Origin of the sequence: Sorangium sp. So ce381 (assembly GCF_051473845.1) — a bacterium.
Lineage (GTDB): Bacteria > Myxococcota_A > Polyangia > Polyangiales > Polyangiaceae > Sorangium > Sorangium atrum.
Genome location: NZ_CP150336.1, coordinates 8,533,505 through 8,557,546 on the forward strand (window position 1 = coordinate 8,533,505; position 24,042 = coordinate 8,557,546).

Consider the following 24,042-nt stretch of genomic DNA (forward strand, 5'->3'; position numbering starts at 1 on the left):
CGACAGCGCTCCCGCCCACGCCCCTCCTGAGAGTTCGACCACGCGGAGCCGACGTTCGCCGGGCATCCTCATGATCGATCGATGTGGACTCGCGTCGAGATATCGCTCTCTCGTTCAGCCGTACTTCCGCTCCCCGTCGACCGCACCACGCGCGGTGTCACCGCCGGAGCTTGGCCTCGAAACTACGAGACGAGACACTCCATGGCATGCCGATAACACGACTTCTCCTTGCAGAGGTGGGTTGACGGGTCCAGCGGCGGCGATGTCTGTCGTACCGCATACCGCGTACCGCGATCGAGGCGCTCTGCGAGGTCGCGCCCGTGACGTGCCCCGAGGTCCACGACGCGCGCACGCGCGCTGCGCGCTCCACCCCCTGGCTCGCGCCGCCCGTTCTCCGACCTCAGGTGTTGGCGTTCGGCCGGCTCTTGACTATGTTCGCCGCGTCGCAGCGGGACAGGCGATCGCCGGCGGACGGGGAAACCCGGCCGCGGGAGGAAAGTCCGAGCTCCGCAGGGCAGGGTGCCGGGTAACGCCCGGTGAGAGCGATCTCGAGGAAAGTGCAACAGAGAACAGACCGCCGCGCCGCGCGCTTCGCGAGGGCAAGGAGCCTCCTGCCCGGATGGGCTGGGCTCCGAGCCTCCGCTGGCTCGCCGCGCGGCAAGGGTGAAACGGCGGGGTAAGAGCCCACCGCGCCCTTGGCAACAAGGGCGGCACGGCAAACCCCACCTGGAGCAAGGCCGCGTAGGGAGGCGTCCGCGACGGCGACAGCCGGCGCGGCAAGGGTTGCCCGCCCCAGGCCTCCGGGTTGGCTGCTTGAGGCGCGCGGCGACGCGCGTCCTAGAGGAATGATCGCCAGCGCGAGGGGGGCGACTCCCCGCGCAACAGAACTCGGCTTACGTCTCCTGCGACCACGAAGCTCCGCCCCGGCGGGGCTTCGTGCTTTTGTGCTCGCCCGCCGCTCACCTGTGGCAAATCGCTACGCTGCCAGCGGCTGGAGGCGGTCGCGCAGCTTTTTCTTGGCGCGCGCCTCGAGCTGCCGAGCCCGCTCGCGCGACACGCCCAGGCGACGCCCGATCTCGGCGAGCGACAGCTCCTCCTCGGGATCCGCCATCATCCGGGTCTCGACGATGTACCGCTCGCGCGGGTCCAGGTTCTCCACCGCCTGCGTCAGCCGCTCCCGGAGCAGGGCCCCCTCCTCCGCGCGCGAGAAGCGCTCCTCCTGGTCCTGATCGTCCGCGGGCAGCGTGTCGACAAGCGACCGGGCGCCGTCCTCGAACACCTTCGTGTCGAGCGAGACGTCCCGGGCCTCCAGCCGGTGAGCCATCTCCAGCACCTTCTCCGCGGGCGCCCCGAACTTCTCGGCCAGCAGCCGATCCCCCTCCTCCCCCTCGCCCACGAGGCCCGCGATGCGCGCCCGCTCCCGCCGCAACCGGAAGAACATCTTCGAGCGGAGCGGGCCCGAGCCCACGCCGACCAGGCTCCAGGAATGGATGACGTGGTTCAGGATGTACGCCCGGATCCAGTAGGCCGCGTAGGTCACGAAGCGGTTTCCGCGGTCCGGGTCGTACTTGCGGATCGCGTGGACGATCCCGAAGTTCCCCTCGGCGATGAGATCGGCGAGCGGGATCCCGTAACGCCGGTAGCTGATGGCTATCGAGACAACATGCCTCAGGTTTGCGAGCGCGAGCGCGGCTGCGGCCTGCTCGTCGCCGTGGTCCCGCCACCGTCGAGCGAGCTCGACTTCTTCCTCGCGCGACAGCTCCGGGATCTGCCGAACATGCGTGATGTAGCGCGAAACCGCGCTGGCCTGATCTCGGGACGTTTGCACAGGGTTTCCTTCGAGGTCCGAAGACCCCGGTTCGGTTGATGAGGCCGGCCGACGCCGGACCCCGGCTCCTGCTGTCGAGGTCGGCCGGGGCCGGACCTCGATCGCGTTGATCGCCTCGCCGGCACTTGCCGCCGAAGTGGTTGGTTCGAGATTCCGAAGAGAGCAGCCCACCCAGGCTGCGATGCAGCTGGCATGCCGCCCCGGGCGGGCAGCTTGTACACCATGGCTGCGAAGCGCTGGCGCATGCGCCTCAGGCTCGCCCGCGCGAGGGACGAGCCAAACCGGAGGCGCTAGAGAGCCAGGAAGTCCGCGATGCTCCGGGCAGACGCGCTCACGCGGCCCGTGTGCATCTCGCGTCGGCCGCTCCAGAGACGAGCGGCGCGAGCCAAGACGGAAGCGACGCCCGCGAAGAGGGCGGGCGCCTGATCAGACGGAATCTGACGGAATCAGACGGAGAACGAGGAGCCGCAGCCGCAGGTGCTCTTCACCGACGGGTTGCTGAACTTGAAGCCCGAGCCGTGGAGGCCTTCCACGTAGTCGATCTCCGTGCCGTCCAGGTACTGGAAGCTCAACGGGTCGATGTAGAGCTTGACTCCTCTGTCCTCGAACTCCTCGTCGAACTCCGTGGGCTTGTCCTCGAAGTACAGGTCGTACGAGAAGCCGGCGCACCCACCGCCCACGACGCGCAGGCGCAACCCCTGCCCCAGCAGCTCCTCCGCTGTCGCGATCTCCATCACCTTCTCGGCTGCCTTCTGCGTGATCGTGATCATCCTGGAATCTCCTCTGCGTGCTTTGTCGGCGGGGGACGGCGGGTCCTGTCTCTGACGGGGCGCTCGCCCCGCCGGAAGGCGAACCGTGCGGTGAGCCCGGCCGGCCGTGCCCTGGGTGGGGTGCTCAGAGCTCACCAAGGATACGCACCTTCAGCGATGTCCGCCAGTGCCTCAGCCGGAGCGGCGTCGGGCGGCGCCCTGGCCGCCCGTTCGTCCAGAGAGAGCCACCAGCCCGCCGTTCGCCCTGCCCGTGCGCCCCGCTCGTGCGCCCAGACGCGACCACCGGGCCACTCGTCCAGCAGCGTCGCAGCATCGACAGATGAGTCCGCTACCAGGACCGCCGCCGCCACCCGCTCGCAGCCGACGCTTGACACCGGCCGGCAGGCCCGGCATTGATCAATCTGTTAATACGGATTGAGAGATTAAACATCTCGGTCCACACCCGCCACGTGGGACCGGCCTCGACCGCCCCTCGGACCGCAAGCCGGACGACGGCGGGCCCCGAGCCGCCCTGCCCTCGCAGCAGAACGGCTGCCCTGCGGCCGCGGCACCCACGGGAAAGAAGCGCAGGAGATGAGCAGAGTCATGAACGGAAGCGAACGCCCCGCGCGCATCGAAGAGATCCTCGAACACAGGATCCTGTGCCTCGACGGCGCGATGGGCACGATGATCCAGCGCTACCGCCTGGACGAGGCCGACTACCGCGGCGAGCGCTTCCGCGATCACGCGATCGACCTCAAGGGCAACAGCGATCTGCTCGTGCTGACGCGGCCGGACGTCATCTCCGAGATCCACGGCGCGTACCTCGACGCCGGCGCCGACATCATCGAGACGAACACCTTCACGGGCACCTCGATCGCCCAGGCCGACTACCGGCTCGAGTCGCTCGCCTACGAGATCAACCTGACAGCGGCCCAGATCGCCCGGCAGGCGGCCGACGCGTGGACTGCGCGCACGCCCGGCAAGCCGCGCTTCGTCGCGGGCTCGATGGGGCCGACGCCGAAGACGCTGTCGATCTCGCCGAGCGTGAGCGACCCGTCGTTCCGCGCCGTCAGCTTCGACGAGCTGCGGCGGGCGTTCGCGGAGCAGGTGCGCGGGCTCGTCGACGGGGGGGTCGACGTGATCCTCGCGGAGACGTTCCTCGACACGCTGAACATGAAGGCGTGCCTCGTCGCGATGGAGGAGGTCTTCGCGGAGAGGGGGCGGCGCCTGCCGATCCTGCTCAGCGTGACGATCACCGACAGGAGCGGCAGGACGCTCTCCGGCCAGACGATCGACGCCTTCTGGACGAGCGTGGAGCACGCGAGCCCGCTCAGCGTCGGCCTCAACTGCGCCCTCGGCGCGAGCGACATGCGGCCGTACCTCGTGGATCTCGCGAAGCTCGCCCGGGCGCGGGTGAGCTGCTACCCGAACGCGGGCCTCCCCAACGCGTTCGGCGAGTACGACGAGCTCCCGGAGACGACGTCGCGGCTGCTCGCGGAGTTCGCGGAGAGCGGGCTCGTGAACATCGTGGGCGGCTGCTGCGGGACGACGCCGGATCACATCCGCGCGATCGCCCGGGCGACGGCGGAGCTCCGGCCGCGGCCCGTGCCCGCGGAGCGCGACGGCTTCGGGCGCTTCGCCGGCCTGGAGACGCTCGTCATCCGGCCCGACACGAACTTCCTGATGATCGGCGAGCGGACCAACGTGACCGGCTCGGCGCGGTTCATGGAGCTCATCAAGAAGGGCGACTTCACGACCGCGCTGGAGGTGGCGCTCGATCAGGTGCGCGGCGGGGCGAACATCCTCGACGTGAACATGGACGAGGGCATGCTCGACTCCGAGCAGGCGATGACGACCTTCCTCAACCTCGTCGCCACCGAGCCCGAGATCGCCCGCATCCCGGTCATGGTCGACAGCTCGAAGTGGTCGGTCATCGAGGCGGGGCTCAAGTGCATCCAGGGCAAGGGGATCGTCAACTCGATAAGCCTCAAGGAGGGGCCCGAGGACTTCCTCGAGAAGGCGCGCGCCGTGCGGCGCTACGGGGCGGGGGTCGTGGTGATGGCCTTCGACGAGATCGGCCAGGCCGAGACGGTGGAGCGCAAGGTCGCGATCTGCCAGCGCGCGTACAGGCTGCTCACCGAGGAAGCGGGCTTCGATCCGCAGGACATCGTCTTCGACCCGAACATCCTCGCCATCGCGACCGGCATCGAGGAGCACAGCGACTTCGCGAAGAGCTTCATCGAGGCGACGCGGATCATCAAGGCGACCTGCCCGGGGGCCCGCGTGAGCGGCGGCGTGTCGAACCTGTCGTTCTCGTTCCGCGGGAACAACGTCGTCCGCGAGGCGATGCACTCGGCCTTTCTGTTCCACGCGATCCGCGCCGGAATGGACATGGGCATCGTGAACGCGGGGCAGCTCGCGGTCTACGAGGACATCCCGAGGGACCTGCTCGAGCGGGTGGAGGACGTCCTCTTCAACCGGCGCCCGGACGCGACCGAGCGGCTCGTCGAGCTCGCCGAGCAGGTGAAGGGCAAGGGCAAAAAGAAAGAGCTCGACCTCGCCTGGCGCGACGGCCCGGTCGAGGAGCGGCTGTCGCACGCGCTCGTGAAGGGGCTCGTCGACTTCATCGAGGCGGACGTGGAGGAGGCGCGGAGGAAGTACGACAAGCCGCTCTCCATCATCGAGGGGCCGCTGATGGACGGGATGAAGATCGTCGGCGAGCTGTTCGGCGCCGGGAAGATGTTCCTGCCGCAGGTGGTGAAGAGCGCCCGCGTGATGAAGCGCGCCGTCGCGCACCTCCTGCCGTTCATGGAGGCCGAGAAGGCCGCCGGGGGCTCGTCGTCGCAGGGGAAGGTCGTGATGGCGACCGTGAAGGGCGACGTGCACGACATCGGCAAGAACATCGTGGGCGTGGTGCTCGGGTGCAACAACTACGAGGTGATCGACCTCGGCGTGATGGTGCACCAGGACAGGATCCTGGAGGCGGCGCTCCGCGAGAACGCCGACATGATCGGGCTGAGCGGCCTCATCACGCCGTCGCTCGACGAGATGGTCAGCGTGGCGCGCGAGATGGAGCGCCGGGGAATCCGGCTGCCGCTGCTCATCGGCGGGGCGACGACGAGCCGGCAGCACACGGCGGTGAAGATCGCGCCGGAGTTCAGCGGGACGGTGGTGCACGTGCTCGACGCGTCGCGGGCCGTGGGCGTGGTGTCGAGCCTGCTCGATCGGGCGAACCGGCCTGCCTTCGACGCGCAGAACCGGGAGGAGCAGGCCCGGCTGCGCGAGCTCTTCGCGAGGAAGCGGGCGAAGCCGCTCGTGACGCTCGCGGCGGCGGACAGGGGGCGGCTCGAGCTCGCGTGGCGGCCGGAGGACATCGCGAGGCCGTCGTTCACGGGGCGCCGCGTCGTGGAGGTGCCGCTCACGGAGGTCGCGAGGTACATCGACTGGACGTTCTTCTTCACCGCATGGGAGCTCAGGGGGCCGTTCCCGCAGATCCTGGAGCACCCGCAGTACGGCGAGGCGGCGCGCGAGCTGTTCGATCACGCGCAGAAGGTGCTGCAGCGGATCATCGATGGCCGGTTGCTCACGGCGCGGGGCGTCTACGGCTTCTGGCCGGCGAGCGGCGAGCAGCGGGACATCGTGCTCTACGCGGACGAGGCGAGGGCGCGGGAGCTGCTCCGGTTCAACATGCTGCGCCAGCAGCAGGTGAAGGGGCAGGGCGGCGCCGAGGAGGACGGAGACGGCGGCGACAAGGCCGCGGGCGGGGTGAGGCCGCACCTGTCGCTCGCCGACTTCGTGGCGCCGCGGGAGAGCGGGCTCGCCGATCACGTCGGCGCGTTCGCGGTGACGGCCGGGCTCGGGCTCGACGAGATCGTGCGCGCGTACGAGAAGGACAAGGACGACTACAGCGCGATCATCGCGAAGGCGCTGGCGGACCGGCTCGCGGAGGCGTTCGCCGAGCTGCTCCACGAGCGCGCGCGCAAGGACTGGGGGTACGGCGCGGGAGAGACGCTGACGAGCGAGGAGCTCATCGAGGAGAAGTACCGGGGGATCCGGCCGGCGTTCGGGTACCCGGCGTGCCCGGATCACACCGAGAAGCGCAAGCTGTTCGCGCTGCTCGACGCGCCGTCGGTCGGCATCGAGCTGACGGAGAGCTGCGCGATGACGCCGGCGGCGAGCGTCAGCGGCATCTACCTCGCGCACCCGAAGGCGCGGTATTTCATGGTGGGGCGCCTCGGCAGGGATCAGGTCGCGGACTACGCGAAGCGCAAGGGGATGACGGTCGAGGAGGTGGAACGGTGGCTGTCGCCGAACCTGGGGTATGACCCGAAGGCCGCTGTCGATGAGGTGAGCGCCGTCGTGGCGGCGTGACGACCGACGTAGGCGGCGATGAGCCCAGGGGCGCGCGTTCCAGCGCACGGGCGGCGTCCGAGCGTGGCAGCAATCCGACGCAGACCGCGCGACGTGCCTTGTGATAACAACATCCCCATGTCCGAAGCCGACTGGTTTGCGCTGAACCGCGCCGCCTGGAACGCGCGCACCCGCGTGCACCTGGCGTCCAAATTCTACGATCTGGCCTCGTTCCGGGCCGGAGCGAGCTCTCTCAAGCCGATCGAGCTCGAGCAGGTCGGCGATGTGCGCGGAAAGACGCTGCTCCACCTGCAGTGCCATTTCGGGCAGGACACGCTCTCCTGGGCGCGGCTGGGCGCCCGTGTCACCGGGCTGGACCTCTCCGACGAGGCCATCACGGCGGCGCGCGCGCTGGCGCAGGAGCTCTCGGTGGAAGCGCGCTTCGTCGAGGCCAACGTCTACGACGCTCCCGAGGCCCTCGGCGGCGAGACGTTCGATATCGTCTTCACCTCGTACGGCGTCCTCGGCTGGCTCCCGGACATGAAGCGCTGGGCGCGCGCGGCCGCGGCGTGCCTGAAGCCGGGGGGCGTCCTGCACCTCGTCGAGTTCCACCCTCTCGTGTGGACCTTCGACAATGCGTTCGAGCAGATCGCCTATGCATATGACGGCCACGGGGAGCCGATCGTCACCGAGGAGACAGGCACGTACGCCGACAGGAGCGCGCCCGTGACGCTGAAGGAGGTCGGGTTCAACCACGGGATCGGGACGGTGGTGTCAGCGCTCCTCGACGCGGGCCTCACGCTGGAGCGCCTGCGCGAGCTCGACTGGTCGCCCTACGACATCTTTCCGGACATGGTGGAAGGACCGCCAGGGGAGTTCCGCATGAAGAAGTTCGAGCGCCGACTGCCGCTCGTCTATGCGCTCGCGGCGCGACGGCGCCCCTGAGAGCGGGGCGCCGCCTTCAGGCGGCGATCGCGTTCAGCGGGCTCGTCCGGCCGAGGCCGCCGTAGAGGTCCTGGACGCGGCCGAGCCACACGAGGAGGGGATCGTCGGCTTTGAGGAAGGGGGCGGTGGCGATGGACCCCACCCAGAGCAGGAGGCCCGCGACGATGTAGTCCGCATAGCCAGGGTTCGCCCCCGCGAGGAACGGCGCGCCCCCCTTGAGCGTGAGCCGGACCGAATCGAAGCCGGCTCGCGCCGCGTCGAGCCGCGCCGCGCGCCCGCTGGCGAGCTCCTCCAGCGTGGAGCCGAGCAGCTTCTCCCGGGTCTGCCGGAAGTAGGCGCGATCTCGCTCGTGGGCGTGGTCGTGGATGTCCTTCACATAACTCATCAGAAGCGACCTGCCGGCGCTGACGAACAGGCTGGCCTCCACGAAGCGACAGAGCTCACGCTCGGCCGGCGAGGCGAAGAGACGCAGCCGGTCGGGATAAGCCTTGTCGAGGTGGTCCGCGATCGCCCAGGAGTCGGAGACTGTCTTTCCGCTATCCTCGATGATCGGCACAGTCTTGTGCGCGCCGCCCTCGATCGCTGGGATGTCCGTGAGCCCGATCGGCACGGTGTCGAACCGGAGGCCCTTGTGGGCCAGCGCGTACTTGGTCCGCCAGCAAAAGGGGCTCGGCCGGCGGTCGTCCCGCACCTGGAGATCGTAGAGTCGGATCGCTGTCATGGCGGCGGCCATCTTCCGGTCGAGCTGCGCGCCGCTGCAAGCCCCTCGCACGCTCAGGGCGCCGTCGTCCGCCGGCCGCGGCCGTCACTTACCATCACCGGCACAGGACGCGCTCGTCCAGGGGGAGGCGCGGGCTGCGCTCCGGGCGCGAGAAGCTGTCGGGCGACCGCAGCACGTCGCCGAGGCGCGCGTCGGCCAGCGCCACGAGCGCGGCCGGCGCGGCGGGCAGCGGTCCGTCGCACGGGATGGGCTGCACCATCGCGTGGACCATCGGCCCGCGCTGGAGGAGGCTCTCGTACAACGCATGGCCGAAGACGAGCGCCGCGGCCTCGCCCCGCTGCACGGCGTCCCGCACCTCGTCGGCGCAGCGCTGCAGATCGGAACCGTCGCCGAGGAGGGGCGCCGCGCGCGTGTCGGCGAGCAGCAGGAGCCCGCCTTCGTCGAGGAGCGCGAGACCATCCAGCTCGCGCGTGCGCGCCGGAGGGAGCGCCTCCGCGCCTGGATGGAGGCGCGCGGCGATCGCCCGGTGCTGGCGCGCGTGGAGCTCGGCCTTCGCGCGCGGGAAGGCGGCCCACACCAGCATGTTGAGGAAGTCGTGCCAGTTCCTCGGACGCGTGGGCACGCAGCCCTCGACGTGGATGCGCGCGTCGTAGAGCGCCGAGGGGTCGACGGGCCCGCGCCGCCCGCGCCGACGAGGCCGCGGCTTTTGCTCCGCAAAGCGCACGGGGAACCCCTCGCCGAGCGCCCGGTTGTAGTCCTCGACAGGCGGCCAGCCGGCGCACCCCGCGAACGCCTCGGCCAGGGGGCGGATGGGCCAGTAGAGCCGGCTCTTCTCGTAGAAGAGCGGCTCCCAGGGAGCGGGGGTGCTCCCTGGCGCGCCGCTCGAGTGCGGCGCAGCTCGGTCGGCGGCGCTCACGCGACGCAGGGTAGGAGCAGCGCGGCGAGAGCTCAAGCTGCGCGCAAGGCAAGGCGGCGCCGGGACGCGCCGAGCGCGAGGCGGCGGCCACGCGCCGGGACCCGGGCCGCCCAGCCGCCCGGCAGGCCCGCGGTGGACCGAGCGCACGGAGCTGGACAGCAAGGCGCCGGTATCCCGAGACTCCCTGTTTCAACTCACCCGGTTTCCCGGGATATCCATGCTCGCCATCACGCAGCCATCACGCAACGAGGCCTCGCGCCACGCCTGGAGTGATGCTGGAGTGATGGCTGTTCGCTGTAGACGTGGTTGCGACGGATCTGCCCCCACGCCCGCCGTCCGCGTGTCATCCTGAGATAACGAGATGGCTCGCCTCGAGGACCGACTGCCAGAGAACGCCCCCGGCGATTACTTCGTCGACCGGTCGTGCATCGACTGCGACGTATGCCGCCAGCTCGCCCCCTCGGTGTTCACGCGCGCGCCCGCCTTCGAGCAGAGCATCGTCGCTCGCCAGCCCACGACGCCGGACGAGCACCTCCGCGCGGCCATGGCGCTTGTGTCGTGTCCGACCGCCTCCATCGGCACCGCCGCACCGGCGGCTGGAATGGCGGCCGCCACCTTCGCCTTCCCCGAGCCGATCAACGAGGATGTCTATTATTGCGGCTATACCTCGTCGTCCTCCTTTGGCGCGGCGAGCTACCTCATCCGGCGACCCGAGGGCAACGTGCTCGTCGACTCGCCCCGCGCCGCCAGGCCCCTCATGAAGCGCATCCGCGAGCTCGGCGGCATCCGGACCCTGGTGCTCACCCACCGCGACGACGTCGCCGATCACCGGATCTTCCGCGACACATTCGGGTGTGATCGCGTGATCCACGAGAGCGACGTCGACGACGGAACAGCGCTCGCCGAGGTGAAGATCAGGGGGCTCGACCCCGTGGCCCTCGCGCCCGATCTCACCTTGATCCCCGTCCCGGGCCACACGCGGGGCAGCGTCGCGCTCCTCTTCCGGGACCGATACCTCTTCACCGGGGATCATCTCTTCTTCTCCGGCGAGCTCGGGCGACTCATCGCGTCGCGCGATGTCTGCTGGTATTCCTGGGCGGAGCAGATCCGCTCGATGGAGCGCCTCCTCCAGCACCGGTTCACGTGGGTCCTGCCCGGCCACCTCCGCCGGTACCGCGCTCCCTCCGAGGACGCCATGCGCGCCGAGCTCGCCGAGCTCATCGATCGCATGAAGATGGCGTGACGCGCGGACTGGCGCGCGCTTCGGCGAGCGGCCCGCCTCGGTCCGCCGGGCGCCGTGGTACGATCGCGTCCCTGATGACGCCGGACCTCATCGTTCGCGGGTTGCGGGTGGTCACCGGGGGCGCCGTGCGGCCGGCCTCGGTGCACATCCAGGGCGGCACCATCGTCTCCGTCGCCGGCTACGACGAGCTGCCCGAGGGCTGCCCCGTCGTCGACGCTCAGGGCGCGGCGGTGATGCCCGGGCTGGTCGACGCGCACGTGCACATCAACGAGCCCGGGCGGACCGAATGGGAGGGCTTCGAGACGGCGACGCGCGCGGCGGCCGCGGGCGGCGTCACGTCGCTCGTCGACATGCCCCTCAACAGCATCCCGCCGACGACAACGGTCGCGCACCTGGAGAAGAAGGCGCGCGCGGCGGAGGGCCGGTGCGTCGTCGACGTGGGCTTCTGGGGCGGCGCCGTCCCGGGCAACGCGGGAGAGCTGGTCCCGCTGCTCGAGGCCGGCGCGCTCGGCTTCAAGTGCTTCATGGTCGACTCGGGCGTGGCGGAGTTCGGCCACGTCGCCGAGGCGGACCTCAGGGCGGCGCTCGAGGTGCTCGCGGGCACGGGGGCGCCGCTGCTCGTCCACGCCGAGCTCCCCGGCCCCATCGACGCGGCGCGCGCGGCGATCGCCGGCCTGGATCCGCGCACGTACGCCGCCTACCTGCGCTCGCGCCCGCGCGAGGCGGAGGACCAGGCGATCGCCCTGCTCGCGTCGCTCTGCCAGGCGACGGGCGCGGCGGCGCACGTGGTCCACCTCTCGTCGGCCACGGCGCTCGACATCCTGCGGAGGGCGCGCGACGGCGGCGCCGCGCTGTCCGCCGAGACGACGCCGCACTACCTGCACTTCGCCGCCGAGGAGATCCCGGACGGCGCGACGCCCTTCAAGTGCGCTCCGCCGATCCGGGAGCGGCAGAACCGCGAGGAGCTCTGGGCCGCGCTCGCGGGCGGCCTCATCGATTTCGTCGTCTCCGATCACTCCCCGTGCACCCCCGAGCTCAAGCGGCTCGAAGCCGGCGACTTCGACGCCGCGTGGGGCGGGATTTCGAGCCTGCAGCTCGGCCTGTCGATCGTCTGGACCGACGCCCGCCGCCGGGGCATCCCGCTCGAGCGGCTCGCGGACTGGCTGTGTCGCGGGCCCGCGAGGCTCGCCGGATTGCGCCGCAAGGGGGAGATCGCGCGAGGCTTCGACGCCGATCTGGTGATCTGGGATCCCGACGCGAGCTTCCGGGTGGAGCCGCCGATCCTCCAGCACCGGCACAAGGTGACGCCCTACGCCGGCGAGGAGCTCCACGGCGTCGTCCAGACCACCTACCTTCGCGGCGAGAAGGTCTATGAGCGCGGGAGCTTCCCCGCGGAGGCGAGAGGGCGATGGCTGAAGCGAGAGGGGTGACGGGGCCGGCGTTCACCGAGGCGCTCGATCTGGCCTCGGAGCGCCTGGGCGGGGCGGTGCTCGCGGCGAACGACGAGTTCTTCGCGCCGAAGGAGAACCTGCTCAAGGCAGGGAAAGCGGTGTTCCTCGAGCACGAGTACACGGATCGCGGGAAGTGGATGGATGGCTGGGAGACGCGCAGGCGCAGGACTCCCGGGTTCGACTGGTGCCTCGTCCGGCTGGGGCTGCCAGGGATCATCCGCGGGGTCATCGTCGATACGGCGTTCTTCCGGGGCAATTACCCCGAGCACTGCTCCATCGAGGCGTGCGCGGCGCGGCCCGACGCGCGGGTCGAGGACTTGCTCGATCCACGGACGCGCTGGGTCGAGATCCTTCCGCGCTCGCCGCTGGCCGGCGACTCGCAGAACGCGTTCGAGCTGAGCTGCGCTTCGCGGTTCACGCACCTCCGCCTGAACATCTACCCGGATGGCGGGGTGGCGCGGCTCCGGGTGCATGGCGACGCCCTCTCCGACGTTCGCCGCCTCGATCGCCCGGGCGCGGAGATCGACCTCGCCGCCGCGGAGAACGGCGGGCGCGTGCTCTCGTGCAGCGACATGTTCTTCGGGGTGCGCCACAACCTCATCATGCCCGGCCGGGCGGCGAACATGGGAGAGGGCTGGGAGACGCGGCGCCGGAGGGGGCCCGGGTACGACTGGGCGCTCCTGGCGCTCGCGGCTCAGGGCGAGATCGCGCGGATCGAGGTCGACACGAACCACTTCAAGGGCAATTACCCCGACAGCTGCATGATCGAGGGGATCGACGCGGCGGGGCGCTCCGCGGCGGAGCTCGCCGGCGCGGGCGAGTGGCGGGAGATCGTGCCGCGGACGAAGCTCCAGGCGCACACGCGTCATCTCTTCGAGGAAGAGCTCCGCGCGGCGGGGCCGTTCACGCACGTGCGCCTGAACATCTATCCTGACGGCGGCGTGAGCCGGCTCCGCATCTTCGGCAAGGCGACCCGGAGCGGGGCGGCCGAGCAGCGGCTCCGCTGGCTCAACGCGCTCACGGAGCCGGAGGCCGAGGCGGAGCTCCGGGTGGCGTGCGGCTCGCCGGCGTGGGCGTCGCAGATGGCGGCGGCGCGGCCGTTTCGCGACGAGGAACACCTCTCCGCGGCGGCGGGGCAGGCCTTTGCGCGGCTCGCGCCGGAGGACTGGCTGGAGGCGTTCCGCGCGCACCCCCGCATCGGAGAGACCAGGCCCCAGGCGGAGGCCGCGGAGGCGAGCGCGACGGCGAGGCGCTTCTCCAGCCAGGAACAGGCGGGGATGAGCGCCGCGGCGCAGGAGACGCGGGAGGCGCTCGCGCGCTTGAACCGCGTCTATGACGAGAAGTTCGGGTTCATCTACATCGTCTGCGCCACAGGGAAGAGCGCGGACGAGATGCTGGAGGCGCTGCGCGCGCGGCTCGAGCACACGCCGGAGCAGGAGCTGCCCATCGCCGCGGACGAGCAGCGGAAGATCACGGCGATCCGGCTGAAGAAGCTCCTGTGGGGCGGATAGAGCCCCGGGGCGCGGCCCCCGAGGCGGGAGCGCGTCGGGCGATGGGAGCGCCGGCGCATCGGGTGTCCGGGCGATCGGCGTCCGAGCGTGGGGCGCTCAGCGCGAGAGCTGGCCTCGCAGCGCGCCGTCGGGGAAATCGGCGGTGCGCACGGCGACGTAATACCTCTCCGGATCATCGAGCAACGCGCTCAGCTCGTCGCGCGTCGCGCTCACGCAGCCGTTGGAGCTGCCGCCGGTCGGCGGCATCAGCGTGATGATCCCGCGGCCCGCGCGGCCGATGGGGCCCTCGTGGATGCGCGCCGCGGTCGCCGGCGCGATGCCGGCCACCGCGAGGTCGAAGCAGATCTCGCCGCGGTCGAGATCGAGCGTGACGCGGGCCGTGCCGCTCCCCTTCGGATCGCCGGGGCCGGGCACTTCGTCTTGCCCCGTGAGCGCCGCCGTGAGCGAGGGGACCGGGCGCTCAGGCAACGCCGCGCGCGCCAGCGCCGTCGCGAGCAGGACGGCGCCCAGCGCGAGCATCTTGAGGTGCTGCATGTCTCCCTCCTGCACATCGCGGGGATGCGCGGTTCGAGGGCGCCACGAAGAGCAAGGACGACGCCGCCCACGCGCCGCGAGCCGCCCCGCACGTCGGCCGATCGCGGCAGCGGCGAGGGGGCCGCGACGGACACGGCGACTCGCGCCGATCGCCGAAGCGCGCTGGAGAGAGATTGCGGCGGACAGCGGACCCGGACCCGGATCAGCACACGACGCGGGGAGCCGGCGTCGCCTGCCGGAGGTGGCAAGACGGCCGCTGCTCCACGCGGGCGGACAGGCCACGGGCGCGGCCAAGAGCAGCGGCGGAGGCATCCGCATGAGCACGCCCGGTCCGTCGCGGGCGGGGGGGTCAGGGTTGACGACGAGTCCGCCTTCTGCCAGGAGACGGACGCGCGCGAGGCGCGCGGAGAGCACGGCGGAGGCACACGATGAGCACAGAGATCTCGAAGACCGACAACGACGACTGGACCATGCCCAAGCTCATCGCGCTCGCGTTCACGACGCTCGTCGTGGCCTTCTCGGTCATCTACCTCATCTCTCCCTGAACGGCGGCCGTTCGCCCGTTCCCCGGCGCGCGCCAACCCCACGAAGGGCGGCGTGCGCTACAGCTTCCTGGCGCAGCGCACGCCGAGCGCGTCCGTCACATCGGTCGGGTCCCAGCCGGTCCGCAAGCGAGAGGAGAGGTCCGCCGCTTCAGGCTGCCACCAGCTGCCGCCGCGGATCACCCGCGCGGAGCCGCGCTCGACGTTCGCGCAATCACGGCACGGCTCGGGGTACGTCCCCTCGAAGTCCAGGGTCCACTCCCACACGTTCCCCGCGAGGTCGGCCTGCCCCCACCGGCCATCACCCCTCGGCGATCTCGATCCGACGACGGCGCTGCCCGCGACGTCGAACACGGCGTAGGTCGAGTTCGGAAACGCGTTGCCCCACGGATACACCCGCTGCTCGCTCCCGCCAGCCGACGCGTAGTTCCACTCCGCCTCTGTCGGGAGCCGCCCGCCGTCCCAGGCGCAGAAGGCGAACGCGACGAACCAGCTCACGCAGCTGATCGGCTTGAGCTCGTTCCCGCCCACGTCGTCAGTCCACGAGTGCAATCCCGGGTTGCACTTCAAGTCTTCCTTCAGCGCGGCCTGGCTCGCGGGCAGACGGGAGTCCCACGCCGCGTCCCAGCCGCTCCGCACGATGGCCGGGTGAGCTCCAGCGCCGGCTGCGGGTCGGCTCGCGGGATACGCCTCGACGAACTTGCGGAACCGTCCGACGGTGACCTCGTAGCGATCCAGGCGCAGCTCGCTCACCTCCGCGGGATACGCCGCGTCGTTGCTCCGGTCGTACCGGCCGCCCGGAACGCGCAGGCTCGCGCAGCAGGGCTGGCTCCGATCCGGCCCGCAGGTCTCGCCCGCCCCGGTCTCGCCCAGGCGGCAGCTCGGCGGCAGGATGCACCGGCCCGCGCCGCACCAGCCGGCGCAACCCGCGAGAGCCCACCGCCCGTCGCTGCCGCACACCTCGATGAGATCGCCGGCGCACCGCGCCTCGTCGGGAGAACACTCGAGAGGGGTCCCCCCGCCCCCGCCTGCATCACCGCCGCCGCCGGCCTCGCCGCCGCCAGCCGCTGCGCCGCCGGCCTCGCCGCCACCCGCCGCGCCGCCACCCGTTGCGCCGCCGCCGCCGGTCGCACCGCCACCTGTCGCGCTGCTGCCAGCCTCGCCACCGCCGACCGCCGTGCCCGACCCACCTGCTCCACCGCCGGCGGCGCCAGCGCCTCCGTCGCCATCGACGAAGCTCCGCACCTTCTGCTCGCACCCCGGCCCGAGCGCTGCCATCACGACGGCCAGCCAGCCGGCACAGCGCCGGCGATCCCGAGCTTCACCCGAACGAGTTCGTAGAGCGCCCACCGTTCACCCTCACAGTCGCCCACCGCGGGGCACCCCCCATCGTATCATGTGGGACACCGCCTTCGCTCCGCCGGACCGTCGCCCTCGCGGCGCCTCCGGGCGCACCACGGACGGCAGGCGCACGCGTCCCGCTCGCCGCGCGGGACGGCGCTCTCGCGCGGATGCGCGCTCAGCTGCCGCGGTACGTGGTGTAGCCGTGAGGGCTGAGCAGCAGCGGGACGTGATGGTGCTGCGCCGGGTCCCGGATCTCGAAGAGGATCGACACCGTGGGATAGAAGCTCTCGCCTCCGAGCGCCGCGTAATAGGCGCCTGTGTGGAAGGTGAGACGGTAGCAGCCCTGGAGGAGCCTTTCGCCGGGCGGCAGCAGCCCCTTCTGCCGGCCGTCGCCGTCGGTCGTGCCCCGTCCGACCTCCCGGAAGCCGCCGCCGTCGCCGACCTCCAGCACCACGAGCACGCCGCTCGCCGGGCAGCCCCGTGACGTGTCCAGTACGTGCGTCGTGATCGCGCTCATCGGTCCTCCTCGCCGCTCGGGCCCTCCGCGGTGCGGTCCATTCCGGTGCTCTCGTATCACGCGCTCCGGCGCGCCACGATGGCTTGAAAGGATCGGCCCCTGAGCTCGTCCGGCGTGAGGCCGGTCCTCTCCGCCGCCTCGCCCTCCGTCATCGCCCCCGCGCCGATCGCGCGCAGGAAGAAGCCCAGGAGCCCCTGCCCCGTCGCGGCGTCGTCGAACACCGTCCCGGCGACGGTCGCCTGGGCGGCCCGCTCGACGAAGCTCCGCAGCCGCGCGGCGGCCGCATCGACGCCCTCGAGGAAGAACGCGTACGTGGCGGCGTAGCGGACCGGCAGCTCCGCGGGGTGGAGGTCCCAGCCCTGGTAGTAGCCGCTCTCGAGCGCGCGGCGGACCTGCCCGTACTTCAGCCGCCACGCGCCCACGACCGCGCGGCGGTTCTCCTCGCTCTGCTGCGGCGTGAGCGGCGCGCCGCCGGGGCGCGCGCGGTGCGGGCCGACGGGCAGGAGGTTGCTCGCGCCGTCGGAGAGCCAGAGCCCCGAGCCGGCCAGCGCGACCTGCATCACGTGCCGCGCGAAATCGCACGCCGGGTGGGCGAGGTGCTGATGGGCGGCCGTGATCTCGCAGCTCGCCGTGTAGTCGTAGGCGCCGAAGTGCGCCGCCACGCACCGCCCGCGGGCCGCCTCGACCAGCCCGGGCAGCGCGACCTCCCCGCGCGGGCCGAGGATCGACGCCGGCGTCTCGACCATCAGCTCGATCCGGATCGAGCCGGCCGGCAGCTGCAGCGCGCCCTCGAGCGCGTCGAGGGCGTCGGCCAGGGCGGAGACCTGCTCGGGCGCGACCACCTTCGGCAGCGTCACCGCGAAGGCGGGCGGGAGCGCGCCGCCCGACGCGGCGACGAGCGCGGAGAGGAAGACGTCGAGCGTCCTCAGGCTCCGCTCGGCGCACCCGTCGCCGAGCGGCTTGATCCTGATCCCGAGGAACGGAGGCAGGCTGCGCGCGGCCATGCCGAGGGCGACCTCGCGCGCCGCGGCCGCGGCGTGCGCGTCCTCCTCGTGCCCGGGGCGCACGCCGTAACCGTCCTCGAAATCGATGCGCAGGTCCTCCACGGGCTCACGGCAGAGCTTGTCGAGCACGCGCGCGTGCACCGCGTGCGCGAGCCGCGCAGCCCCGGAGGCGCTCTCGGCCGCGCCTCCGCCCGCCTCGATCGCGGCCGCGAGCGCGAGGGCGTCGGCGCGCCCCTCCGGGAGCCCCTCGGCCCCCGGAAGGCCGATCGCCCGCGCGAAGGCCGCGAAGTCGGGCGCGTGCTCCTCGACGGCGCGGAGCGCCACCGCCCCGAGCTTCCGTGCCGTGTCGGCCTTGAACAGGTGGGCGCCGCCGTAGACGGTGTGGACCGGCTGGCGCGCGCCGGTGTGGTCGAAGACAGAGCGCCCGCTGGGGAGGCGCGAGAGCGCGCCGCGCAGCGCTTCGGAGGAGAGGCTCGTCTGGAACATGGTGTGCTTTCAGCAGGGTGGGTGCACACGAGATGCCGCCTGACTCGGCACGTCAAGCGGCGCTCGCGCTCCTCGCGACGAGGCGCCATGCTGCGACCCGCGCCGCTCGAGCGAGCGCGAGGAGCGCCGCGCGCGGCGGCGCCGGCGAGGACGGCGGCGCTGGCGAGGGCGGCGGCCGCCGTTGCGCGCGCAGCGCTCGGGGTGTATCCGTCGTTGGAGGACTTGAATCGATGATGAGACGCCGAGACTTTCTTCGCGCGACCCTGGTGACCGCTGGTTCGGTGGTCGTGCCGACGGCCTGCTCCGATGATGGGGACCCCATCGGCATCTGCGACGTGCACGAGGATGACCGGTTCTTCCCGCAGTCGGTGGCCTCCGGCGATCCGAGGCACGATAGCGTCGTGCTGTGGACCCGGCTCGTCGATCGCAAGCATCCGCAGTCGGATCTCACCCTGGCGCTCGTGGTCGCGCTCGACGAGGAGTTCACGCAGCTCGTGGTGCTCAACCCGAGCTCCGACAACGTGGCCACGGTGGGGTCGGGCAGCACGCAGCTCCGCGTGACCGCCCGGGCGGAGTTCGATCACTGCGTCAAGATCAAGGTGAACGGCCTGAGCCCCGGCACCACGTACTATTACCGCTTCTACTACATGACAGGAGACGGCTGCGTCAGCTCGCGCGTCGGCCGGACGCGGACGGCGCCCGCCCTCGACGCGGACGTGCCGGTGCGCTTCGCGTTCGTTTCCGGCCAGGACTACATCGGTCGCTATTACAACGCTTATGTGGCCCTGGCGAAAGAGGAGCTCGACTTCGTCGTCCACCTCGGGGGCTACATCTACGAGACGACCGGGAACCCGAGCCTCCAGGCCGCCCCGGGACAGCGCAGCATCTCGTTCTCCGACGTGGACGGCGCCATCGCCTTCCAGCCGGCGGAGGGCGCGGCGTACCACGCAGCCAAGTCGCTGAGCAATTACCGGGAGCTCTACAAGACGTACCGGTCCGACCGGGCGCTGCAGAGGGTGCACGAGCTCTTTCCCATGATCGCTGTCTGGGGCGATCACGAGTTCTCCGACGATTGCCACGGCGCGACGGCGGCCTATCTGGACGGCCGAGAGCCGGAGACGGACGAGGACCGGCGCAAGGCGGCGAACCAGGCCTGGTTCGAGTACATGCCGGCCGAATACCCGAACGATCCGAAGGGCGACGACTTCCGCTACGACAGCGCGGTCGAGTACCCGGACGATATCACCATCTACCGGGACTTCTCGTTCGGGAAGCACGTCCACCTCGTGATGACGGATCTCCGCTCCTACCGGGCGGATCACCTGATCCCGGAGGACGCCTTTCCAGGAAAGGTCGTCGTTCAGGAGGAGCAAATCGTGGACAGCTTGACAAGCTTGCTGCCCTATACGAGCCGCTACATCCTGGACATCAACGAGGACAACTGGGTGATGACCTACAAGAGGGCGCTGGACGAGGCCGCGGTCCTGTTCGGATTCGACCCGAACCTCGGTTTCGCCCAGGGCGAGCCCCGCCCCGTCAGCGCCAAGGTCGTCGACGAGATCGTGGTGAAGCTGAACGAGCACAAGGCCGAGCAAGGGGAGGAGCCGATTCCCCCCATCCCGCCGAGTGAGCTCGCCTTCATGCAGAGCGGGTTCGCCTACGCCGATCTCGGAAAGACGGACTATTACAGCGCGTTCGGGTCGCGCTACTTCGTGATCAAGGACGCCTTCGATCCCTACTCGACGCTCGCCGCCAAGGCCGAGGTCATGGGCGAAGCGCAGAGAGCCTGGTTCCAGAAAACGATGGAGGACTCGAAGAGCACCTGGAAGGTATGGGGGAACGAATACCGCCTTTCACAGCTCACCGTCGCCCACACCACGGAGCCCGCGGAGCCCGACCAGGAGTCGTTCACCCGGCACTTCTACCTGAACTGCGATGGCTGGGACGGCTTCCGCGAGGAGCGGAACGAGCTCATCGAGATGCTCGCCGGGGTCGAGGGCAACGTGGTGTCGATCACCGGCGATCTCGGCGCCTTCCTCGCCGGAACGCCCGCTGTGGAGGGCGCCACGTCCGCGGCCAAGATCGTGGAGTTCGGCGGCTCCGCGATCTCGTCGGCCACGTACCGCTCGGTGCTGACGAAGCAGCTGGCGAGCCATCCGACGCTGAAAGACGTCCTGAAGGCGGAGGCGGAGGACATCGACGGCAGCATGAAGACGGCCAATCCGCACCTCGCCTTCAGCAACTCCACGAGCAACGGGTTCTGTATCGTCGAGGCGAATGCCGACGAGTTCGTCGTGAGCATGCACATGATCCCCGAAGACGCGCTCGCCGCGCCCCTGTACGAGGAGGCTCAAGCGGCAGCGCTCGACGAGCAGATCACGATCACGCGGTACAAGACGGTGGCGGCCGAGTCCGAGCTGTACTGGGACGACAAGGGCACCTGGAAGCAGTGGATCCCGGCCACCGCGAGCTAGGACGCAGGAGCCACCGGCCAGGATCGTCGGCAGATGCTGCCGGCCATCTCGGCCGGCGGCGCTCAGCCCTGGCCATGTGCGACGGCTGGCGCTAGCGCGCCAGCATCACCACGGTGCCGTCACGGCAGGCGATCGCCATCCGCTCCTCGCCGGCAGGGACGACGGCGACCGGCGCGGAGCAGACGCGCTCGGCCGCGATGGAGACGTTGCCGTCCGCCTCGACGACGCCGGCGCGCCCGCCCGCACGCACGAAGCCGACGCGGCCGGTGCGATCGAGGACGATCGGCGGGCTCGGCTTCGCGTCCCCCGCGCCGAAGAGGCCGGAGAGCCCGCCGTCGGCGGGCTGGGCGCCCGGAGGCCTGTCGATCGCGACCCGGAACGCCAGGTCGCCCGACGCGTTGACCCCGAGGAGCAGGCCGGTCGTCGACAGGACCACTGCCACGCCCCCGGCGCCGATGGCGGGCGGCCCGTCGAGCGCGCTGAAGGCCGCGCCGGCGCGGACCCCGGCGGTCCCGGTCGGCAGATCCAGCGCGACCAGGCGGCGGGCGTCGACGACCGCGAGCAGCGTGCGGGCGTCGGCGAGGGCCGCGCCGCGGCGAGGCACGCCGCCGAGAGAGCCGAGCCGCCGCGGCGCCCCGGGTGGACGCCAGGTCAGCACCGCGCCCGACTCGGTGGTCACGAGCGTGCCTTCAGGGCCCGCGAGCAAGGCGCCCGTCGCGCGATCCGCGATCTCGGCGCGGGCGCGCACGGTCCCGTCCGCGGCGAGCTCGACGAGGGAGCGCCCCAGGGCCGCCACGAGCCCGCCGTCGTCGAGCGCGAGCGGCGTCACGTCGGCGTCGCGCCCGCGGAGACCGAGGGGGACGGCGAAGCGCACGCTCCCCGCAGGCGTGAGCCCGACGGCGACGCCGGACGAGGTGATCAGCGCGAGGGTGCCGTCGCTCGTGAGCACGGCAGGCGCGAGCGGCGCGCTGTCGCCGATGCGCACGCGCCAGCGCTCCCGGCCGTCCGCGCCGAGCTTGACGACCTCCGGGACCGTCAACGTGAGGAGGAGGTCGCCCGCGGCGTCCACGAGCGGCGCGGCGTCGATCCCGCCGCGGAGCTGCCTTCGCCACGCCTCGCGCGCCGGGAAGGGCAGCCGCGCGGAGGAGCGGCCCGTGCGGCGCGCGTCGAGCCGCTCGCTGGGCGCGAAGCCGCGGGGCGCGCCGACCACGATCGTGTGCGGCCGGCTCGTGTCGACGGCGTCGGCGAAGGCGAGCGGCGCCGCAGCGGAGAGCAGGAGCCCGGCCGCGGCGAGGCCCGCCGTCCGGGCGCGACGCGGCCTTCGCGGGCCGGGCGCCGTGGTGCGCGCGGCGCTCATCGGCCGCCCTTCACGGTGAACTCGACCTGCACCTCGGGGATCTCGGCGCCGCCCGGCGCGACGAACGGCGGCGCGACGCTGCCGTAGGCGGTGAGGATGTCCCCGCGCTGGGCGGGGTTGTCGGCGCCGTGGACGAGGCGGACCTTGCACGCCTCCGGAGCGCGCGGCGCGGCGCCCGGGCTCGCGCTCGCGGCGGCCGCGCCGCCCTCCTTCCCGCCCGCGCAGCCGGACGCGGGCGGGATCGAGAGCAGGATCAGCGTCGAGTATCCCTGCCGGCGCACCTCGACGACCTCACCGGTCAGCGCGATCGGCTTGCCGATGTGGTCCTTCCCGCCGGCGGCGAGCTCGGCGTACCCGATCGGGCCGCGGCCGGCGAACTCCTTCGCGGCGGTGTCGAGCCGGTCGACGCGGCGCACGGCGAGCTTCGCGATGCGCGGCGCCATCCCCTGCATCTTCGCGCGCACCTCGAACTGGGTCGCGCCCACGGACGAGAAGTTCATCACGTGCGCGAAGGTGCCGTCGGGGCGAACCGCGATCGGGTGCGCGCCGGCGAAGATCTGCGCGCCGCGGGCCGTGCGCCCGGCGAGCACGAAGCTCTCCTTGTCGATGACCACGCTCGGGCCGGGCGCCTCGATGGTGAGCGGGACGATGCCGACCGCGACGCTGACCATGCCCTGCTCGCGCGGGCCGTCGGGCGGCGTGACCGTGTACGGCACCTGCCGGCTCAGCGTCTTCGTCTCGTCCGAGGGCCCCTCGACCGCGTCGGTGACGTCGATCGACTCGATGGCCCGGCCGCTCGTGAGCGCGACCTCCTTGCCGTCGAGGATCACCTGCGTGCCCTTGCTCGCCTCGACCACGACCTGGATCGAGGGCCGCTCCCCTTGCAGCGTGCCGAGGTCGGGCCGGATCCGGTAGGCGACGTGGATGGAGACGCCGACCGTCTCGTCGCGCCCGCTGCCGGGGCGGTCGATGGCGACCTTCATCCGGTTCTCGCCGACCGAGAGCGGGCTCGCGAGCGGGATCTGCGCGACGCGGCCGGCCGTGGTCGCGCGCCCCTCGCCGATGGAGACCGCCGTGCCGTCAGGACAGCTGTCGCACCGGAGCTCGATGACCTCGCGGCCCCCGGCGTCGGCGCGGGCGCGCGCGGTCACCGGGGGCGCGCTCGGCCAGAGGAGCGCGAACAGGACAGCGCCGAGCGCGAGCACGCCGCCCGCGACGACGACGGCGACGGCCCGGCGCGACGTGCGCGGGCGCCGCTCGCCCTTCGGCGGCGGGAGCCGATGCTTCAGGCGATGAGGGCGCATGAGCGCCGGGTTCTGCAGCGGAGGGGCGCGGAAGCGCGCCGGCGCGATCGTGGCGCCGAGCTCTCCGGCCGGCTGGTAGCGGGAGTCGAGCTCGGGATCGGGCTCGGGATCGGCCGGGGCGCCGGGCGCGAGCGGCGCGATGCCCGGCCGGGCGACGCCGACCAGCGTCCGGGACACGGCGGGCAGCGGCACCGGACCGCGCGCCGCCGCGAGGCCCGGGGCGATCGGCACGGTGTGGTCGAGGCGCAGCTCGCCCGGCGCTGCGTGGAGCGGCGCGGCCGCCGCTGCATGGAGCGGCGCGGCCGCCGCTGCGGGCACGTCGAGGCGCGCTCCCGGGGCCACTGCAGCCGGGGTCCCGACGACGAGCGTGCCCCCGGACAGGCGCGGATCGGCCGGCGCCGGCGCGGGCGCCGCGCCGAAGATCGCGGCGGGCATGCCGACGATCGTGCGCGAGGCGGCGCCCGGCGCGCCAGCCATGGGGGGCAACGCGGCCTGGCCGGGGCCTGCGCCGCCCGGATCGGCCGGGGCGGACGGCGTCTGCCGGAGCAGGTCGGGGAGCGTGACGCCGACCATGGTGCGGGCCGCGGGCTTCATGCCGTAATAGCCGGCCGCTCCGCCCGGCGGCGCGAGCGCGGCGCCGCAGTGCGGGCACGCGATCGAGCCCTCGGGTACGGGTCTCCCGCAGTGCGGGCAGTGCATGGCGCCATGGTAGCGAGGAACCGCGGCGCGGTCAGGCTCCGGGCGCAGCGGCCGGCGTGCGGCG

General features: G+C 71.9%; 16 protein-coding genes and 1 other RNA gene. 7 read left to right on the forward strand and 10 right to left on the reverse strand.

Annotated features, from left to right (window positions below; all coding sequences use genetic code 11):
- The first annotated feature begins 445 nt into the window (after window positions 1–445).
- Window positions 446–910: RNase P RNA component class A (rnpB, locus tag WMF29_RS31720), an RNA gene on the forward strand.
- 66 nt (window positions 911–976) lie between these two features.
- Here the strand turns inward: rnpB and WMF29_RS31725 are convergent.
- Together WMF29_RS31725 and erpA are read right to left on the reverse strand one after the other, a co-directional pair.
- Complete coding sequence (locus WMF29_RS31725) at window positions 977–1,828, reverse strand: sigma-70 family RNA polymerase sigma factor (RefSeq protein ID WP_012238497.1); 852 nt, start codon at window positions 1,826–1,828, stop codon at window positions 977–979.
- Between the two features lie 446 nt (window positions 1,829–2,274).
- Window positions 2,275–2,598, reverse strand: coding sequence for an iron-sulfur cluster insertion protein ErpA (gene erpA, locus WMF29_RS31730; protein WP_272094801.1), 324 nt, complete (start codon window positions 2,596–2,598; stop codon window positions 2,275–2,277).
- Window positions 2,599–3,183: 585 nt separating this feature from the next.
- Between erpA and metH the strand changes: the two genes are divergently transcribed.
- Both metH and WMF29_RS31740 read left to right on the forward strand, forming a co-directional pair.
- Window positions 3,184–6,951 (forward strand): methionine synthase, encoded by a 3,768-nt coding sequence (gene metH / locus WMF29_RS31735; RefSeq protein ID WP_437323871.1) that lies wholly within the window; start codon window positions 3,184–3,186, stop codon window positions 6,949–6,951.
- 117 nt (window positions 6,952–7,068) lie between these two features.
- A complete protein-coding gene (locus tag WMF29_RS31740) occupies window positions 7,069–7,875 on the forward strand; it encodes a class I SAM-dependent methyltransferase (RefSeq protein ID WP_437323872.1) in 807 nt (268 codons plus the stop codon).
- Window positions 7,876–7,891: 16 nt separating this feature from the next.
- Here WMF29_RS31740 and WMF29_RS31745 read toward each other — a convergent pair whose 3' ends face one another.
- Both WMF29_RS31745 and WMF29_RS31750 read right to left on the reverse strand, forming a co-directional pair.
- Complete coding sequence (locus WMF29_RS31745; protein WP_437323873.1) at window positions 7,892–8,596, reverse strand: glutathione S-transferase N-terminal domain-containing protein; 705 nt, start codon at window positions 8,594–8,596, stop codon at window positions 7,892–7,894.
- 94 nt (window positions 8,597–8,690) lie between these two features.
- Window positions 8,691–9,512 (reverse strand): DUF3025 domain-containing protein, encoded by an 822-nt coding sequence (locus tag WMF29_RS31750; RefSeq protein WP_437323874.1) that lies wholly within the window; start codon window positions 9,510–9,512, stop codon window positions 8,691–8,693.
- 361 nt (window positions 9,513–9,873) lie between these two features.
- On the opposite strand from WMF29_RS31750, the gene WMF29_RS31755 reads away from it, so the two are divergent.
- The 3 genes from WMF29_RS31755 to WMF29_RS31765 all read left to right on the forward strand — a co-directional run bounded on the left by WMF29_RS31755 (window position 9,874) and on the right by WMF29_RS31765 (window position 13,717).
- On the forward strand, window positions 9,874–10,755 hold the full coding sequence (locus WMF29_RS31755; protein ID WP_437323875.1) for an MBL fold metallo-hydrolase: 882 nt from the start codon (window positions 9,874–9,876) through the stop codon (window positions 10,753–10,755).
- Window positions 10,756–10,829: 74 nt separating this feature from the next.
- Window positions 10,830–12,185, forward strand: a complete 1,356-nt coding sequence (gene allB / locus WMF29_RS31760; protein WP_437323876.1) for an allantoinase AllB — start codon at window positions 10,830–10,832, stop codon at window positions 12,183–12,185.
- Window positions 12,164–13,717: an allantoicase gene (locus WMF29_RS31765; protein WP_437323877.1), complete on the forward strand. Its 1,554-nt coding sequence runs from the start codon at window positions 12,164–12,166 to the stop codon at window positions 13,715–13,717. The genes allB and WMF29_RS31765 overlap by 22 nt, the downstream gene beginning before the upstream one ends.
- A gap of 96 nt (window positions 13,718–13,813) precedes the next feature.
- On the opposite strand, the gene WMF29_RS31770 is transcribed toward WMF29_RS31765, so the two are convergent.
- From WMF29_RS31770 to WMF29_RS31785, 4 genes are all read right to left on the reverse strand, one after another.
- Complete coding sequence (locus WMF29_RS31770; protein ID WP_437323878.1) at window positions 13,814–14,251, reverse strand: CHRD domain-containing protein; 438 nt, start codon at window positions 14,249–14,251, stop codon at window positions 13,814–13,816.
- Window positions 14,252–14,853: 602 nt separating this feature from the next.
- Window positions 14,854–16,071 carry a formylglycine-generating enzyme family protein gene (locus WMF29_RS31775; RefSeq protein ID WP_437323879.1) on the reverse strand — a complete coding sequence of 406 codons (1,218 nt, stop codon included), beginning with the start codon at window positions 16,069–16,071 and terminating at the stop codon, window positions 14,854–14,856.
- A 241-nt stretch (window positions 16,072–16,312) separates the two neighbouring features.
- Window positions 16,313–16,654 carry a hydroxyisourate hydrolase gene (uraH, locus tag WMF29_RS31780; RefSeq protein ID WP_437323880.1) on the reverse strand — a complete coding sequence of 114 codons (342 nt, stop codon included), beginning with the start codon at window positions 16,652–16,654 and terminating at the stop codon, window positions 16,313–16,315.
- Between the two features lie 56 nt (window positions 16,655–16,710).
- A complete protein-coding gene (locus WMF29_RS31785) occupies window positions 16,711–18,144 on the reverse strand; it encodes a DUF6986 family protein (protein ID WP_437323881.1) in 1,434 nt (477 codons plus the stop codon).
- 230 nt (window positions 18,145–18,374) lie between these two features.
- Here WMF29_RS31785 and WMF29_RS31790 point away from each other — a divergent pair, with 230 nt between their 5' ends.
- Window positions 18,375–20,618: an alkaline phosphatase D family protein gene (locus WMF29_RS31790; RefSeq protein ID WP_437323882.1), complete on the forward strand. Its 2,244-nt coding sequence runs from the start codon at window positions 18,375–18,377 to the stop codon at window positions 20,616–20,618.
- A 91-nt stretch (window positions 20,619–20,709) separates the two neighbouring features.
- Here WMF29_RS31790 and WMF29_RS31795 read toward each other — a convergent pair whose 3' ends face one another.
- Together WMF29_RS31795 and WMF29_RS31800 are read right to left on the reverse strand one after the other, a co-directional pair.
- Complete coding sequence (locus WMF29_RS31795; RefSeq protein WP_437323883.1) at window positions 20,710–21,975, reverse strand: hypothetical protein; 1,266 nt, start codon at window positions 21,973–21,975, stop codon at window positions 20,710–20,712.
- On the reverse strand, window positions 21,972–23,978 hold the full coding sequence (locus WMF29_RS31800) for a zinc-ribbon domain-containing protein (RefSeq protein ID WP_437323884.1): 2,007 nt from the start codon (window positions 23,976–23,978) through the stop codon (window positions 21,972–21,974). Before WMF29_RS31800 ends, WMF29_RS31795 begins: the two co-directional genes overlap by 4 nt.
- Between the last annotated feature and the right edge of the window lie 64 nt (window positions 23,979–24,042).

Excerpts from the sequence above, each read along its gene's own strand:
- erpA (WP_272094801.1), bottom strand. The coding sequence starts at position 2,598 with ATGATCACGATCACGCAGAAGGCAGCCGAGAAGGTGATGGAGATCGCG.
- metH (WP_437323871.1), top strand. The coding sequence starts at position 3,184 with ATGAACGGAAGCGAACGCCCCGCGCGCATCGAAGAGATCCTCGAACAC.
- WMF29_RS31740 (WP_437323872.1), top strand. The coding sequence starts at position 7,069 with ATGTCCGAAGCCGACTGGTTTGCGCTGAACCGCGCCGCCTGGAACGCG.
- WMF29_RS31745 (WP_437323873.1), bottom strand. The coding sequence starts at position 8,596 with ATGACAGCGATCCGACTCTACGATCTCCAGGTGCGGGACGACCGCCGG.
- WMF29_RS31755 (WP_437323875.1), top strand. The coding sequence starts at position 9,874 with ATGGCTCGCCTCGAGGACCGACTGCCAGAGAACGCCCCCGGCGATTAC.
- allB (WP_437323876.1), top strand. The coding sequence starts at position 10,830 with ATGACGCCGGACCTCATCGTTCGCGGGTTGCGGGTGGTCACCGGGGGC.
- WMF29_RS31765 (WP_437323877.1), top strand. The coding sequence starts at position 12,164 with ATGGCTGAAGCGAGAGGGGTGACGGGGCCGGCGTTCACCGAGGCGCTC.
- WMF29_RS31770 (WP_437323878.1), bottom strand. The coding sequence starts at position 14,251 with ATGCAGCACCTCAAGATGCTCGCGCTGGGCGCCGTCCTGCTCGCGACG.
- WMF29_RS31775 (WP_437323879.1), bottom strand. The coding sequence starts at position 16,071 with ATGGCAGCGCTCGGGCCGGGGTGCGAGCAGAAGGTGCGGAGCTTCGTC.
- uraH (WP_437323880.1), bottom strand. The coding sequence starts at position 16,654 with ATGAGCGCGATCACGACGCACGTACTGGACACGTCACGGGGCTGCCCG.
- WMF29_RS31785 (WP_437323881.1), bottom strand. The coding sequence starts at position 18,144 with ATGTTCCAGACGAGCCTCTCCTCCGAAGCGCTGCGCGGCGCGCTCTCG.
- WMF29_RS31790 (WP_437323882.1), top strand. The coding sequence starts at position 18,375 with ATGATGAGACGCCGAGACTTTCTTCGCGCGACCCTGGTGACCGCTGGT.
- WMF29_RS31795 (WP_437323883.1), bottom strand. The coding sequence starts at position 21,975 with ATGAGCGCCGCGCGCACCACGGCGCCCGGCCCGCGAAGGCCGCGTCGC.
- WMF29_RS31800 (WP_437323884.1), bottom strand. The coding sequence starts at position 23,978 with ATGCACTGCCCGCACTGCGGGAGACCCGTACCCGAGGGCTCGATCGCG.